General features: G+C 66.3%; 13 protein-coding genes and 1 pseudogene. 10 read left to right on the top strand and 4 right to left on the bottom strand.

What is annotated here, in order from left to right:
- Positions 1 to 264, bottom strand: a 264-nt coding sequence (locus ON22_RS12260) for a SulP family inorganic anion transporter (RefSeq protein ID WP_033247707.1), incomplete at its 3' end; no start/stop codon positions are given.
- A gap of 260 nt (positions 265 to 524) precedes the next feature.
- Between ON22_RS12260 and ON22_RS38515 the strand changes: the two genes are divergently transcribed.
- The 3 genes from ON22_RS38515 (at position 525) to ON22_RS12245 (ending at position 3672) form a co-directional block, all read left to right on the top strand.
- Positions 525 to 965, top strand: coding sequence for a flavodoxin family protein (locus tag ON22_RS38515; protein ID WP_197039756.1), 441 nt, complete (start codon positions 525 to 527; stop codon positions 963 to 965).
- 111 nt (positions 966 to 1076) lie between these two features.
- Positions 1077 to 1958 (top strand): DUF302 domain-containing protein, encoded by an 882-nt coding sequence (locus tag ON22_RS35650; RefSeq protein ID WP_231508800.1) that lies wholly within the window; start codon positions 1077 to 1079, stop codon positions 1956 to 1958.
- A gap of 415 nt (positions 1959 to 2373) precedes the next feature.
- Complete coding sequence (locus ON22_RS12245; RefSeq protein WP_033247717.1) at positions 2374 to 3672, top strand: hemolysin family protein; 1299 nt, start codon at positions 2374 to 2376, stop codon at positions 3670 to 3672.
- A gap of 47 nt (positions 3673 to 3719) precedes the next feature.
- On the opposite strand, the gene ON22_RS12240 is transcribed toward ON22_RS12245, so the two are convergent.
- Positions 3720 to 4706, bottom strand: a complete 987-nt coding sequence (locus ON22_RS12240; protein WP_033247709.1) for an Acg family FMN-binding oxidoreductase — start codon at positions 4704 to 4706, stop codon at positions 3720 to 3722.
- Between the two features lie 457 nt (positions 4707 to 5163).
- Between ON22_RS12240 and ON22_RS12235 the strand changes: the two are divergent.
- The 5 genes and pseudogenes from ON22_RS12235 to ON22_RS12220 all read left to right on the top strand — a co-directional run.
- Positions 5164 to 7869, top strand: a pseudogene (locus ON22_RS12235) (cation-transporting P-type ATPase); the annotation flags it as partial.
- A complete protein-coding gene (locus tag ON22_RS37935; RefSeq protein ID WP_269322880.1) occupies positions 7843 to 8754 on the top strand; it encodes a universal stress protein in 912 nt (303 codons plus the stop codon). The pseudogene ON22_RS12235 and the gene ON22_RS37935, both read left to right, overlap by 27 nt.
- Before the next feature lie 11 nt (positions 8755 to 8765).
- Positions 8766 to 9662, top strand: a complete 897-nt coding sequence (locus tag ON22_RS12230; protein WP_033247719.1) for a universal stress protein — start codon at positions 8766 to 8768, stop codon at positions 9660 to 9662.
- Between the two features lie 128 nt (positions 9663 to 9790).
- Positions 9791 to 10438, top strand: coding sequence for a response regulator transcription factor (locus ON22_RS12225; RefSeq protein WP_033247710.1), 648 nt, complete (start codon positions 9791 to 9793; stop codon positions 10436 to 10438).
- A gap of 55 nt (positions 10439 to 10493) precedes the next feature.
- Entirely contained in the window at positions 10494 to 12233 is a 1740-nt protein-coding gene (locus ON22_RS12220; RefSeq protein WP_033247711.1) for a sensor histidine kinase, read from the top strand.
- An 808-nt stretch (positions 12234 to 13041) separates the two neighbouring features.
- On the opposite strand, the gene ON22_RS12215 is transcribed toward ON22_RS12220, so the two are convergent.
- Together ON22_RS12215 and ON22_RS12210 are read right to left on the bottom strand one after the other, a co-directional pair.
- On the bottom strand, positions 13042 to 13374 hold the full coding sequence (locus ON22_RS12215; protein ID WP_033247712.1) for a hypothetical protein: 333 nt from the start codon (positions 13372 to 13374) through the stop codon (positions 13042 to 13044).
- A gap of 81 nt (positions 13375 to 13455) precedes the next feature.
- Positions 13456 to 13680, bottom strand: a complete 225-nt coding sequence (locus ON22_RS12210) for a type II toxin-antitoxin system ParD family antitoxin (RefSeq protein ID WP_157170410.1) — start codon at positions 13678 to 13680, stop codon at positions 13456 to 13458.
- 777 nt (positions 13681 to 14457) lie between these two features.
- Here ON22_RS12210 and ON22_RS12205 point away from each other — a divergent pair.
- Positions 14458 to 15063 carry a hypothetical protein gene (locus tag ON22_RS12205; RefSeq protein ID WP_033247714.1) on the top strand — a complete coding sequence of 202 codons (606 nt, stop codon included), beginning with the start codon at positions 14458 to 14460 and terminating at the stop codon, positions 15061 to 15063.
- A gap of 30 nt (positions 15064 to 15093) precedes the next feature.
- A partial coding sequence (locus ON22_RS12200) for a hypothetical protein (RefSeq protein ID WP_043740082.1) occupies positions 15094 to 15417 on the top strand: 324 nt, incomplete at its 3' end.

The following is a 15417-nucleotide window of genomic DNA, read 5'->3' as shown; positions in this document are numbered from 1 at the left end:
CAGCGTCACCGCGGCAAGTACGGCGGTGGTGGATTCCGGCCCCACCGACAGCTGCCGGGAGGTCGCCAGCAGCGGATAGAGCACCAACGGTCCGATCGCCGCCCACAACCCCACCACCGGTGGCAGCCCGGCCACCGTCGCATAGGCCATCACCTGCGGCACCAGATACCCCGCGACCGTGACACCGGCGACGATATCCGCCCGCAGCCAGGCCTTACGGTAGCCATGGAGCTGCGCGAGACCAGGAAGCAGCCGTGCCAGCACGGCTCCAGAGTGAACGATCAGCTCACGCGCCCGGGACGGGCAAAAGTCACCGGATCCGTAACTTCTCCCCGGCACCGCCTGTGTGCCCACCACTTGCAGCCGGTCCTCGGACCCGGCCCACCCCGGGACCTCTGTGTGGTGGCCGAAGGTCACCACACAGCTTCACCATTCGGCACTGCCGAACCGGCCGTCTGCACCGGTAGCTTCGGTAGAAGCGAGACAGTATCGCCGCTGTTCACAAGTAGGCAGGAGATCCGCAGATGCGTGCACGCGTCGTGTATGAATCGGTATTCGGCAACACCGAGGCCGCAGCGACCGCCATCGCCCGAGGGCTGCAAGAGCATGCCGAGGTGGACGTGGTGGACGTGGCGGATGCGACGCCCGACAGCCACTCGCCGGTCGATCTGCTGGTCGTCGGAGGGCCGACCCACGCCTTCGGAATGAGCCGCCGCCAAACCCGGCAAGATGCCGCGGACCGCATCGGGGCCCGTTCGGGCCGAACGAGAGCACAACAGGCATCCGCGAGTGGCTCGAGGACGAACACCAGGCAGCCACCGGTTCCCGGGCCGCGGCCTTCGCGACGAAACTACAGCGCCCGAGCTGGCTGCCCGGGTCCGCAGCCCGGGGGATCGGCAGACAACTACGGCGGGCAGGTTTCGTGCTCGTGCGTCGTCCGATCGACTTCTATGTTGTCGGTATGACCGGACCGCTGGCCGCAGGAGAATTCGACCGCGCGAAGCTGTGGGCCCAACACATGGCCTCCGAGGAAAACGATCGCCGCGCCCGGCAATCCCGATAGGTGGGTGAGTTCGGTGTCGAATCATGTCACTGTCGACCGCACGGAACCGCAGACCGTCCTGGAACTGCGTCGCATCGTGCGCCCCGACCACGCCGGTGACGACATCGGCGCGGGGATGCAGGCATTGTTCGAGGTCGCTGCCGCCGCCAACCTCGTCACCGTGGGCCCGCCGTCGACGACCTACCTCGGCGATTTCGGCTCCGGCGAGCCGACCGCAGTCGACTTCGGGATCGCGGTCACCTTCGGTGCCGGTGAGGGCCGCACCGGCGAGTGCACCCTGCGCCGCACCGAACCGACCCGCACCGCGCGCACCGTGCACCGTGGTGACTACAGCCGGCTCGGGCAGGCCTACGACGCACTCCAGCGGTGGCTCAGCAACTCGGGGTACCGGCCGGTCGGGCCACCTACCGAGCTGTATCTGGTGGGTCCAGAGGCCGCGGTCAACCCGGGCGACCTGGTCACTGAGATCCGCATTCCCGTGGTGGCCGAAGAGCTGGCGGTCCGGGTCACCGACACCTTCGACCACACAGTAGCGTTGACGCGGCAAGCCTTGGCCGACACGGGTTTCACGGTGCTCTCCGATATCGATCTACAGGCGGTACTGTCGGCGGAATCAGGCGTCGAGACCGAGCCGTTCCGCCTCCTGGGTGTCTGCAATCCGCAACTCGCCCACCGCGTACTGGCCATCGACTCCCACCTCGGGCCGTTGTTGGCCTGCACTGTCGGTGTTCGTGCCGAGTGCGGTCACACGGTGGTCGAAGCCCTCGACCCCGAACTACTCACCGGCGCCGGCGAGTCCGCGATGGAGCTGGAACCGATGGCTCGGCTGACGCGCGAAGCATTGGCCGCGGCACTGCACACCATCGAGCACCACTCGACCGCATTGAACCAGTAGGAGACGCCGGCCCGTATCGCTGGGGCACTGCGGGCCGGCGTCGGTCACCGGTTCGATCATTGCACCGAGCGCCTCGGTTCACTCGGCCACGATCCCCGGATAACCGGCCCGGATCGACCACGAACTGTAGCGTCTGCGATCGGGTCGACGGCACGAAATCGAAGAGGCCGGCGCGAAGTACCGATGATCGTCGCCCACCCCGGCGACCCACGCGATCGGTGGCCTGTCACCGGAAGCGGGTGAGCGCGAGGGAGCCGGGACCATGGGACTGGTGCGAACACGATCGGCTTCGGTTCCGGCGCTCCGGTGGTCCACTACACTCGGAGGTAGCTCGTCGAGTATTGCCGGTGCGGAGAAAGGATATGGACACCGACCACGACAGACCCGGCCCACAGTGTGACCGCCGGCGGTGGTGATAACCGTGGACACGCTTGTCAACGTGGTGTTGGTGCTGATTTTCGTCCTGGTCGGTGGAGTGTTCGCCGGCGCCGAGATCGCGCTGGTGTCACTGCGGGAGAGTCAGCTGCAGTCCCTTTCCCGGCGCGGCCGCCGCGGTGCCCGGACCGCAGCGTTGGCGCGGAACCCGAATCGGTTCTTGTCCGCGGTACAGATCGGGGTCACGGTCGCCGGCTTCTTCTCCGCCGCCTACGGTGCCTCCACGATCGCACCGGATCTCAGTCCCGCCCTACAACAGTGGGGATGGTCGGAGGAGACCACGAACGCGGTCGCCCTGGTCGCTACCACGCTAGTGATCTCCTACCTGTCGTTGATCCTCGGTGAGCTGGTGCCCAAACGGATAGCGCTGCAGCGTGCCACGGGGGTGTCGCTGGCGACGGCCTCGCCGCTGGATCGGTTCGCCACGGTGATATCGCCGGTGATCTGGCTGCTGTCGGTCTCCACCGACGCGCTCGTTCGCGTCCTGGGCGGCGATCCCGGGCACAAGGGCGAGGAGATGACCCGCGACGAGTTGCGGGAGTTACTGACCGGCCATCGCAGCATCCCCGACGCCGAACGCGAAATCATGGCCGAGGTCTTCGATGCCGGAAAACGGAATCTTGCCGAGGTGATGAAACCCCGCACCGAAGTGGATTTCCTCTCCGCCGACACCCCGGTGGCGCAAGCGTGTGAGCAGGCGATCGAACTTGGGCACAGCCGCTTCCCGGTGGTCGCGGATTCGCTCGACGATGTGGTCGGGTTCGTTCATCTACGCGATCTGCTGCGCGCCGACCGATCCGCCCATGCCACTGTCGCGCAGCTGTGCCGGCCGCTGTTGCCGCTACCTTCGTCGAAATCGGCGTTGTCCGCGCTGGCGCGGATGCGCCGCGACAATACACAGCTGGTGGTCGTGGTCGACGAGTACGGCGGCACCGCCGGTATCGCCACCGTGGAGGATATCGTCGAGGAGATCGTCGGCGAGCTCGGCGACGAATTCGATCCGCTCCCCGAGGACGACCCGGATTCGGCTACGTCACGGGTGCCTTATCGCATCGACGGGCTGCTGGTCGTCGAAGACGCCGAGCAGATTTTGGGAATCAGCTTGCCCGAGGGACCCTACGAAACCGTCGCCGGCTGCGTCCTGCACCACCTGCAACGCCTCCCCGGCCTCGGCGACGGCGTCGTCATCGACGGGCACCGGTTCACGGTCAGCGACATGGACGGCAAACGCATCGCCGGGCTACGGGTAACACCTCGTCGAACTCCACCACTGCAATAGTCGCAGCGCACCGAACCACCGAGGAACTGGGTAGCGCGCCGCCTGCACTACGGCATCGGAGTCTGCAGCGACTCTGCGGTCTCGGTCACGGATCTGCGAGGGGTTGCCGGAAGCGGCGCATCACTGGTCGGTGACCAGCCGATCCTGATGACGACCTGCGGGTAGGCGACGTTGTTGAGCACACCGACGCGCACGTCACGGCGCAGTTTCGGGATCTCGAGGGGCTCGGTCATCGGGCAGGTCGCCAGTCCGATATTGGTAGCGGTGAGCAGCACAGAACTCAACGCTTCCCCGGCCCGCAGCCGGGACAGTCGATCGTCACCGGAGGTACCCACGACGAGCAACTCGGCGTAATCGGGCTCGTAGGCGGGATCTTCGAGCGACGCGGCGGCGAAGGCCCGCGCCGGCAGCTCGTCGCCAGGCCTCGCCGGTGGAGCGCTGCGGGCCGGCACCCCCTCGGTGTCGCCGTGCCGGCCGGTCCAGATCGCCAGCTCCGACAGATACTTCGGGTCGGCGGCATGCCAGGCCGCGGCTTTGCGGATCGCGTCGGTGAGCCGGTCGCGTGAACCGTCGGACACCAGTTTGATCGTCGCGCCCAGCGCCCCGGCCCGCTCGGTCACCAGCCCCAGGTAGCCCGCGGGAATCGGCCACGAACTGTAGCGTCTACGGTCGGATCGCCGACGTGAAATCGCTGAGGACAGTGCGATGTCCAGGGGTGTCGAGCGGTGCGGCACCAGCTCGACCGCAGCCAGGTGTCCGGGATCGTCCGGATTCGGTAACCGGTGCACCACGGCCGACCATTCCAGCGCCGCGAAAGCGACACAGAGATGATGCAGCGCGGCGCCGCAGCTGATCACCAGATCACGCCGATCGGGATCGGTTGCGGTGAGCGCCCGGTTCGGATCCAAGTACAGGTGGACCGACCGGTCACCGACACGCCACCGCCACGGCTGGGTGTTGTGGATCGACGGCGCCCGCTCGGCCTGCGCCAGCGCAGTCGCGACCGTACCGTCGTCGGGCAGTCCCTGCTCCATGGCGCGTCCTCCGGATGGATTCTTTTCCTGCTGCGCACCAGCTTCGCGCAGCATCCCCGGCCCGCGTAGGGCACGAGGACCCCGGTCGCGGTGACCTCCGATAGCTGCTCCGATTCCCAACTGCACCGGCAGCGAACCGCTCTTGCGCTGCGATACGGAATCACGCGGCGGTATCCGGCTCGCCTCGGGAAATGGGTGTCAATGCTTATTTCGTGGTCGCGTCGAGGGTGAAAAACTGGCTGTGTACCACGCGACACACCCGTGCGTGACCGCATGGGAAGGATGCCCCGCGGTGACGGGCGCCGGGCCGCGCCGGAGTCTGCTCGATCTGTCCTGCTTTCCTTCGAGTAGCTGTCTTCTTTCGCGGACCCGCGGATGCTCATCGAAGCCGATGTTCGCCCGGCGGGGCGCGGCAGCGGAGGCGATGGTAGGCGATGCGATGAGCGACGACCTGGATATGCCCCGGACACGCGAGAGTACGCCCGCGTGGCATGCGCTCGATGCCACGGACACGCTGGCGCGGCTCGATTCGACTCCGACCGGGCTCAGCTCGGCCGAGGCTGCGCGGCGGCTGGCCGAACACGGGCCTAATACGCTACCCGCCGGTAGGCGCAGCCGGTGGTGGTGGCGATTCCTGCGGCAGTTCCACAACATGCTGCTCTACGTGATGATGGGCGCGGCCGTCATCACGGCGTTCCTGGCGCACTGGATCGATACCGCAGTGCTGTTCGGCGCGGTCGTGGTCAATGCGGTGCTGGGATTCGTCCAGGAGGGCCGCGCCGAAACCGCGCTCGATGCCATCCGTGCGGTACTCGCCCCGCGGGCACGTGTGCACCGGGACGGGGTGATCGTCGATATCGCCGCGGCGGAGCTGGTGCCCGGTGATGTGGTCCGGGTGGTGTCCGGTGACCGGGTCCCAGCGGATCTGCGGCTTATCGACGTCGGTGATCTGCGCGTCGATGAGGCCGCCTTGACCGGGGAGTCGGTGCCGGTCCACAAGACCGCTGCCGCGGTGGATCATGCGGCCGAACCGGCCGACCGGCGTTGCGCGGCGTTCGCGGGCACGGTGGTGGTGTTCGGGCAGGGCGACGGCGTGGTGACCGCGACCGGCATCGGTACCGAACTGGGGCGGATCAACGAGCTGCTGGTGGGGATCCGCAGGACCACCACACCGCTGCTGCGCCAGATCGGCAGGTTCGGCCGCTGGCTGGCCGCGGTGATCCTCGCCGTGGCCGGCGCGGCGTTCGTTCTCGGCGTGGCCTGGCGCGGCGAGCCGCCGTCGGAAATGTTCACCCTGGTGGTCGCGCTCGCCGCTTCGGCCATCCCGGAGGGGCTGCCGGCGATCATGACGGTGACCTTGTCGCTGGGAGTGCAGCGGATGGCGCGGCGTAATGCCGTGATCCGCCGGTTGCCTGCGGTGGAGAGCCTGGGTTCGGTCACCGTGATCTGCTCGGATAAGACCGGCACATTGACGCGGAACGAGATGACCGTGCAGAAAGTGGTCACCGCCGGGCACACCGTCGACGTCGGCGGGGTCGGATACGCACCGGTCGGGGACCTCACCGATACCGACGGCCGTCTCGTCGACCCGGCCGGCGATCCGGTGTTACGGCTGGCGGCGCGGGCCGGAGTGCTGTGCAACGATGCGCTGCTGCGGGAGTCCGAGGGCACCTGGGAGATCGAGGGCGACCCGACCGAGGCCGCACTGCTGGTGTTCGGCGCCAAGACCGGGCTCGACCGCGACGACGCCGAACAAGCATGGCCGCGCCTGGATGTGATCCCGTTCGAGTCCGAACGGCGTTTCATGGCCACCTTGCACGAGGCCGACACGGCCGGGGCGCAGCGCATCTATCTCAAGGGTGCCCCCGAGCGTGTACTGGCCGCGTGCACCGGTCAACTCGAACCCGGTGGCACGAGCACGATGGACCGGGCCTGCTGGCAGGAGCGGATAGCCGAAACCGCCGCACAGGGGTTGCGGGTGCTGGCGATCGCCTACCGGGACCGCCCACAGGCCCGTGAAACACTCGATCTCGCCGAAACCGAAGACGGGTTCGTGCTGATCGCACTCGTCGGAATCATCGATCCACCGCGGGCCGAAGCGGTCCAGGCGGTACGTGACTGCCACCGCGCCGGTATCACGGTCAAAATGGTCACCGGCGACCATATCGCCACCGCCGCCGAAATCGGCGCGCAGATGGGCCTTGGTCGCGGCCGGGAACCGTTGAGCGGTAACGAGATCGCCTCCTACGACGACGCCGGGCTGCGCAGCGCCGCCGCGGAAGCCGAAATCTTCGCCCGGACCTCACCCGAACACAAACTCGACCTGGTTCAGGCGCTGCAGGACAACGGCGAAGTCGTCGCGATGACCGGCGACGGCGTGAACGATTCACCGGCCCTCGCCCGGGCCGATGTGGGCGTGGCCATGGGACGCGGCGGTACCGAGGCCGCCAAGGAAGCCGCCGACATGATCCTGGTCGACGACAACTTCGCCACGATCGCCGCGGCCGTCCGCGAAGGACGCGGAGTCTATGACAACCTGCGCAAGTTCATCCTGTTCATGCTGCCCACCAACGGCGGCGAAGCACTCGTCGTGATCGCGGCGATCCTGTTCTCGCTGACCCTGCCGCTCACCCCCGCGCAGGTGCTGTGGATCAACCTCGCCACCGTCAGCACACTGGGATTGGCTTTGGCATTCGAGCCCACCGAACCCGACGTCATGCGGCGACCGCCCCGGCCACCCACGGAATCACTGCTGTCCGGATTCTTCGTCTGGCGGGTGGCCCTGGTCTCCGCCCTGATGATGACCGGTGCGCTCGGCCTGTTCCTCTGGGAACTCGAAGCAGGCACCACCCTCGAGACCGCCCGCACCATCGCGGTGAACGCCATCGTGGTGACCGAGATGTTCTACCTGATCAACAGCCGCCACATCAGCGAATCGGTGCTCAACCGCGAAGGGATTCTGGGCAGCCGGTACGTCCTGGGTGCCATCAGCGCGTGCATCGTTCTCCAGCTGCTGTTCACCTACGCCCCGTTCATGCACACCGTCTTCGGATCCGCCGGGCTGACCGCGATCGAATGGGCGAAGGTACTCGCGGTAGGCGTCTCGGTGTTCCTGATCGCGGAAGCGGAAAAGGCAGTGATCCGGCGCCTGGGTATCCGCCGCCGGCGCCGCGCCCACGCCCGCCGCCGGCCACCGCTCGGTGGCGCCCCGCCGGCCCACATACTCGTAGCCACAGATTTCTCCGACACCGCCGGCCGAGTGGTCGCGCGCGCGGCCGCACTGGCCCGCGAGCACCACGCCCGGCTGACCGCGATACACGTACTGAGCGGCCGGACGCGGGCGGATACCACCGATTCCGCCGAACTACGCCTGCGGGCCCATATCGATCGTTTCGCCGGCAACGCCCGCGCCGACACCGTCATCCGCATCGGCGATACCAACTCGGCGATCGTCGAAGAAGCCGCTGCCCGCACGGCCGATCTCCTGGTCATCGGTGCGCACGGCCGCGGTGCCACGGTCGGTGCGCGCCTGGGCGGCACCGCCGAAACACTCGCGCGATGCAGCCGCATCCCGGTGCTCGTGGTCAAGAACGCACCCGCGGACGGATACCGCAGCGTCGTACTCGCGGTGGACTCCTCACTCATCGCCGCCGACGCCGCGCGAGCGGGAACCACACTCACCCCAGCCGCCGAGCACACCCTGTTCCACGCCGGAACCGACCCCGGCGAACACGTGCCGCGCGCCCCCGGTGCTGATACGCAGGGTGTACGGGAACTACGGGAAACCGGTAACCGGGCCGTCCACCCGCATATCGAGCAGTTGGCCCGGGATCTGTCGCCCGCGCCTGTCCACACGCTGATCGATTCGGGTCAGCCGGCGCCACAGATCACCACGACTGCCGAACGCCTGGGCGCCGATCTGATCGTGCTGGGCGCCGGCCGGCATTCCCCGCTCGGCTACTCGCTGCTGGGAACCACCGGTCACGCGGTCCTGCTGCGTTCCGGCTCCGATGTCCTACTCGTCCCCGATACGGAAGGACGGCGATGAAGAAGGGGCACATGAGGGTGCACCCGGCGTCGAGCACACCGAGATATCCGCCGGCGCAGATCGTGGCGGCCGTCGACGGCTCACCGTGCTCGCACCGCGCAGTCGCCTGGGCAGCGGCAGAAGCCGGCCTGCACCACTGCCGGCTCCATATCGTCACCTCGATGGCGATCCCCGGCAGCCCGGCGCTGCCACCGAGCCACCTCGGCAGACAGTGGTTACGCGACCGGGGCCACACCATCGCCCACCGGGCCTACCGCATCGCCCGGACCGCCCCACACGCCCGCCCATCCACCACTATCCATCTCGAGGTGACATTCGACCCCGTGATACCGGTTCTGATCGAGCGATCCGCACAGGCCCGGATACTCGTGGTCGGCCATCACGGCACCCACCACCGGATACAGTGCCGCAACCCCGGCTCTGTCAGCACGGCGGTACTGCACCGCGCACACTGTCCGGTGGCGGTCGTCCCCGCCGGCGCGACGGTCGCGGCACCCGGGTCGACCCGCCCGGTCACGGTCGGCATCGACCACAGCGGTAACAGCGCTCCCGCGGTCCACACAGCATTCGACGAAGCCGCGCGCCGCGACGTAGACCTGCTGGCCGTACACGCCGACGACGGCACTACTCTGCCTCCCCACGCGCCCGGCCGGCAGGCTGCTACGGCGGTGCTGGCGCAAGCCCTCGCCGGTTTCGGCGAACGCTACCCCGACGTCCGGGTCCAAACCGTACTCGACACCGGGCCGCCCACGAGCTCGCTGCTCGAGCAATCAGCAGCCGCGCAACTATTGGTCGTCGGCAGCCACGGCCGCAGTGAACTCGGAACCCTCGTCTTCGGCTCCACCAGCGCCGCAGTTCTGCAGTCGGGCCGACTGCCGATCCTCGTGGTCAGGCCCCGGCAAGACTGAGCAGCCGAGAACGCGAGCCATCTGAGTCACGCACCACCGGACCGACACCTGCTGCGCTGGCTGCGACAGTGCGCTCGATATGCCCCGCACGGTCGTAGTCTGAAGACATCGCTGTAGGAGGTGAGGTCATGATCAAGGTTTTCCTGGTCGACGACCACGAAATCGTCCGGCGCGGAATCGCAGGACTGCTCAACCTCGAATCCGACATGGATGTGATCGGGGAGGCAGACAGCGTGTCGCACGCCCTCGCACGGATACCGGCCCTGCAGCCCGATGTCGCCGTCCTCGACATCCGGCTGCCCGACGGCAACGGCATCGAACTGTGCCGCGAACTGCTCTCGATCGTGCCCGGCCTGCGCTGCCTGATCCTGACCTCGTTCACCGACGAACAGGCGATGCTCGACGCCATCCTCGCCGGAGCCCGCGGCTACGTCATCAAGGACGTCACCGGTCTCAATCTGATCGACGCCATCCGCGATGTCGGCGCGGGACGCTCACTGCTCGACAACCGGGCCGCCGCCGCACTGATGGCCAAGCTGCGCAGCGACGCCGAGAAGAAGACCGGCCCCTTGGCCGACCTGACCGAACAAGAACGCACCCTGCTGGCGTTGCTCGGCGAAGGGTTGACCAACCGGCAGATCGCCGAACAGATGTATCTCGCCGAGAAAACGGTCAAGAACTACGTGTCACGGCTGCTGACCAAGCTGGGAGTAGAACGCCGCACGCAAGCTGCGGTCATGGCCTCCCAGCTCGGTCAGCAGCAGAAACGGTATTGAAGCGTTGACGAGTCACAGTTGACCTTCGTCGGCTGCCCGGTGCAACAATAGGGTTATGGGCGCACAGGGCGCGGAACCAGGCGACGCCCGGGGCCGAGCTCCGGTGATGGAAGCGTTATCGCAGCTGAAGCTCCGCGAGCTGCTCAACGAGCTCCGCGACCGCATCACCCAGATCGTCGACGTCCGCGACCGCATGGACCGGCTCATGGAAGCCATGCTGGTCATCACCGCGGGCTTGGATCTGGACAACACGCTGCACTCGATCGTCCACACCGCCATCGAGCTCGTCGACGCCCAGTACGGGGCACTCGGTGTCCGTGACACCGGCACCACCAAACAGCTCGCCGCCTTCATCAACGAAGGTATCGACGACCACACCCGCATCCTGATCGGCAATCTCCCCGAAGGCCGCGGAGTCCTCGGCCTGCTGTTCGAACATCCCACCCCCATCCGGCTCGCCGACCTGTCCGCGCACCCGTCCTCGGTCGGCTTCCCACCTCACCACCCGCCGATGCGCACCTTCCTCGGCGTCCCGGTGAAGGTCCGCGACGAAGTCTTCGGAAACCTCTACCTCACCGAGAAAGCCGACGGCCAGGAATTCACCGAAGACGACGAGGTCGTTGTCCAGGCGTTGGCCGCCGCCGGAATCGCCATCGAAAACGCCCGCCTCTACGAACAATCCCGCGTACGCCAGCAGTGGCTCGCAGCCACCAAAGACGTCGCCACCGAGCTACTCACTGGTGGCGAACCCCACGAAGTGCTCGACCTCGTCGCCGAACGCGCATTGACCCTCACCGGCTCGGCGTGCACCTTCGTCGCCCTACCCGAAGACACCGACCTACCGGTGGAAGAAGTTCCGGAACTGGTCGTAGTCGCCACGGCCGGTGCCGAGGCCGGCCGGCTGGCCCGGCAACGGCTACCCATGCCCAGCTCCCCCACCGAAGCATTCTTGCGCGGCGAAACAGTCACCCTCGATTACAGCCGCCACGACGACCTGCCGGAACTCGAAGCAGACGTCGGCGCCACCCTGATTCTGCCCCTGCGGGTCGAACGCACCATCATCGGAATCCTCGGCGTCATCCAACCAGCCGATACCGAACCGCTGGACCCCGAACAACAAGCGATGATGACCGCAATCGCCGACCAAGCAGCACTGGCCCTGCAACTGGCCAACAGCCAACGCCGAATGCGTGAACTCGATATCGTCGCCGACCGCGACCGCATCGCCCGCGACCTACACGACCACGTCATCCAACGGCTCTTCGCCGTGGGACTCTCACTACAGAGCACCGTCCAGCGTGCGCGCTCACCGGAGGTCAAAGCACGACTCGGGGACACGATCGAGGACGTCCAGGCGATCATCCAAGACATCCGCCACTCCATCTTCGACCTGCACAATGGCCCCGACGCCGGCTCGGTCGACTTCCGCCAACACCTGCACTCGGTGATCGCGGAACTGACCGCAGACACCGGATTGCGCACCACCGTAAGAGTCAGTGGCCCTGCCACCGTATTGATGGATCCACTGACCGACGACGTCGAAGCCGTCATTCGCGAAGCAGTCAGCAACGTCGTCCACCATGCGAACGCCACCAGTGTCGCGGTCGAACTCGATATCGGCGACGATGTCACCGTGGAGGTCACCGACGACGGCATCGGCATCCCCGAAAGCCCGGAACGCCACAGCGGCCTGGCCAACATGGCAGCCCGAGCAGAGCAGGGCGGTGGCAAGTTCACCATCACCGCACGACCCGACCGAGGAACCACGCTGTGCTGGAGCGTCCCGTTACCGTAGAGCCCTACCCGCAGCGCGAGCATCGAGTCCCCAACACAGGGGGCGCCGCCCGCCGCGGCGATCAGCACCTCCTCGACAATCTCCGGTGAAATATAGACCGCGTCACCGGCTGTCCCCCGATCACCGACAGCCCGTCACGCTGAAATGCAGCCTGCTGTCGCCCTGGGGTTGTTCGTCGAGAAAGCGCCCGTAACGGGCACCCAGGCTGACCACCGTCGGCTTCTGACCCGCCACTTTCAGTCACTTCATGATCGGGCTTACGCGCTGCGCAGCCCTCTGCCCGTTGTGGTCGGCGAACAGCAGGCGCCCCTACATCGCTACGTATTCTCGAGGTATGGCCTCATCCACCATGCGCGAGCCTTAAGCGGGGCGGGACGCCGGCAACCAGTTACTTCGCGCTCTTGGCTGAGCTGGCATCCAGCCACCGAAATGCGCCACCAGCTCGTTAAAAACACCCGCCTTGCGGGAGTGTCACGTTCGGGAAATATGGTTCTTCTGTTGGCCACGGAACATGTCCTTTTCCCGAACGGCCTGCCACCGAAGGGGAGGCGAACTCGACGGCGGCCGACAATACCGGACACCAGAACTCGGACTATTGGTAGTTGGCCTCCATTGTCCGAACTATCGCTATTCGCAGGTCTTCACCGACGAAGCCGTGAGTTGCCAGGGCTATCGCCTGCCGTCGTGTTCGGTTAGCGTGGCGTGCCTCCAGCGATTGGGTCGAGAGCAATATGTATCGAGGTCACGGCAGCTTGTTCTGCTGCCCTTCATAGGCGGTTCGCAGGTCCTGCTCGATCAACTGGCGAATTTAGGCCGACCGGCTCAACTGCAGATCACTCGCCCGAATCTGGCATCTCACGTCCAGTTCGCCGGGCATCGCCACTCGTCGCGGCCGCATCTCTGGTTTGCGGTCGGCATCGGTATCAGGAGCCAGGGCGATGTCGAGCGGCACGTCGGTGAACTCCGAACGATAAGCTGCGGCCATCAGCTGCTCCGGAGTCATGGACTCCGTTTCAGCGCCAGTTGCCGCTACAGCGGCAACTTGGTCGCTGAATTCGCCGGTCATATCGGTCATGTAACGCCGACAGGCCCACTGGTCACTGGTCTCAAGGCAAACGTCGTCGCCGACCTGATCGGGCATCCACCCCTACAGTCGACCGATAGGTTCGCCATCTTCGAAGGGGCCCTGGCCCGCCTGCCTGGCCCAAGTCTGAAGCAGCGCCTATCGCGACGGCCCGCCGGGAACGGGCAGCTCGGACACATCGGCCGGTTCGCCACTGCGGACCAACCGTCCAGCCAGGAAATCGTCGATCAGACCGGCATCGGCTGCCTGTGCGGTCAACTCTTCGATGCGGCGTTCGAAATCGAATTCGGCAGACGGGCCACTGCCCTCACCTGCTGCGAGGGCGGCCCTCAACGCCTCTAGCTCAGACGAGCTCTCATTCACGATCGAAGAATACCAATTACTGGTGCCGGTGCACCATTTGACCTGGCCAGACGGGTGAACTGGTTCTATCGGTGAACGCTGGCATCGGTGCCGATCGGACGATGTTTGTATCAACAAATTCTGACGTTGTGCCCTCTGTTGCAGTGCGCCCACCCGTGGGTTCCGGGAACCAGTTCCGCGCGCGGAAGATGCCGCGGCGGTGACGGCGCCGGCAGTACCGTCGGCCCGCCGATACGTTCGATTCGCGCATGACCCCGGTGGGATCTCGAGCGCAAGGCTGTGAGGCCCGTCCTGTGCCCGCACAGACGGTCACTGGGTCACATTGCTGCCTGGCAAAACCCGACGAACCCGGTCAATCGGCCGAGCGGAAATGCGATTAGGTCTCCTGCACACAGGAGAAGTCACCGGTGGATAGCGGCGCGTCCATCGTATCCACCGGATGCGGCCGGATTGTTTCGTTGTTCGGCCGGCCAGGCGCGGATAATCGAAGAACAGATATTTGCCGATCGGGAGAGCTAGCAGCTGGGCCTTGTCTGTTGGAGAGGAGTCTTCATGGCCGTCAGCATCGAGGAGCTCGACGAGGTCGAGGCATCGAGTCGCGAGGAGGGCCGCGCCGAGGGGATCCCCCGTGTCCCGATCGGCACCGCTTTGCAGACTCTTGTGTCCGCCAGTCAGGACGGAATGTGTCCCTCCTTGTCACAGGTAGCTGGTCGATTGGGACAAACGGTGAACTCCGGGGCATTCCGGAACCGGATGGCGTCGTGCAACCATTACGGAATGACGGAGCGGGCCGGGGCCGGATCGATCCGTATCACCGACCTCGGTCGCCGCCTACTCGATGAACGCACACGCGGCAAAGCACTGGTGGAGTCGTGGATGAGAATCGGGGTATTTGCCGCGATCTTCGAACTCTACGACGGCACCAAACTGCCGGCCAGCAGTGCGCTCGATGCCGATCTGGCGCGGATGGGTGTTCCCGCCAAACAGGTGGTCCCTGCCCGCAGAATACTGGTATCGGGTGCGGAAACTGTCGGGCTACTCAATGCGTCGCGGGACCGCATGGTGATGCCGAGCTTCACCGCGCCCGAGCCGGAAACGGAGACACCGGCGCCCCCGCCGGCCGCAGCCGGTGCAGCGCTGTCGAAGACCGCTGCGCTTGCCGACCTGGGGACGGTCACCATCAGCGCGGATCTGCAGTGGATGGACCTGCCGGAACCGATCCGCGAGAAGCTCTTCTCCATGATCGATGATCTGGCCGAGCTCGAAAGGCTGGCCGGGACCGATGATCACACCTACATGACGCGCGATCCCGGACGTGGTGGAGATGCGCCGATCCTGCTGCCCGATACGGCCGAGCAGGCCGGTGACACCCCACCCCCGTGAGCGACATGGACAGCTCGAGGAGACCTCGCCATGGTCGCGCCGACCGATAGGGCGCTGTGGTTCAACCACTGTGCCGAAATGGCGAAACCGCCCGCACCGAAACCACAAGCCACGTTCTCGGAGTTGTCGGTGATGAGCCCCGCGGCGCGCGCGCAATTCGACGACTCTCGTGTCGATTTCCTTCTGCGCGACCGGGTCTATACCACCGACGACGTGGTCTGGATCGACAAGACCCTGGCCCGGATGTTGACCAGGTCTCGCTTCTACAGTGCGGTCGCTCGTCCCGGCCTTCGCGTGTCCGGTCCCTCAGGTACAGGGAAATCGACGGCGGTGCTGTGGACGGGAGCGAACATC

Origin of the sequence: Nocardia carnea NBRC 14403, from assembly GCF_000308515.1 — a bacterium.
Classification (GTDB): Bacteria; Actinomycetota; Actinomycetes; order Mycobacteriales; family Mycobacteriaceae; genus Nocardia; species Nocardia carnea.
The sequence above is the reverse complement of the archived record's forward strand: the minus strand, read 5'-3'. Positions and strand labels throughout refer to the sequence as shown.

Bases quoted from the DNA above. Each gene is read 5' to 3' on its own strand.
- ON22_RS38515 (WP_197039756.1), top strand. From the start codon at position 525: ATGCGTGCACGCGTCGTGTATGAATCGGTATTCGGCAACACCGAGGCC.
- ON22_RS12240 (WP_033247709.1), bottom strand. From the start codon at position 4,706: ATGGAGCAGGGACTGCCCGACGACGGTACGGTCGCGACTGCGCTGGCG.
- ON22_RS12230 (WP_033247719.1), top strand. From the start codon at position 8,766: ATGAGGGTGCACCCGGCGTCGAGCACACCGAGATATCCGCCGGCGCAG.
- ON22_RS12225 (WP_033247710.1), top strand. From the start codon at position 9,791: ATGATCAAGGTTTTCCTGGTCGACGACCACGAAATCGTCCGGCGCGGA.
- ON22_RS12220 (WP_033247711.1), top strand. From the start codon at position 10,494: ATGGGCGCACAGGGCGCGGAACCAGGCGACGCCCGGGGCCGAGCTCCG.
- ON22_RS12215 (WP_033247712.1), bottom strand. From the start codon at position 13,374: ATGCCCGATCAGGTCGGCGACGACGTTTGCCTTGAGACCAGTGACCAG.
- ON22_RS12205 (WP_033247714.1), top strand. From the start codon at position 14,458: ATGACGGAGCGGGCCGGGGCCGGATCGATCCGTATCACCGACCTCGGT.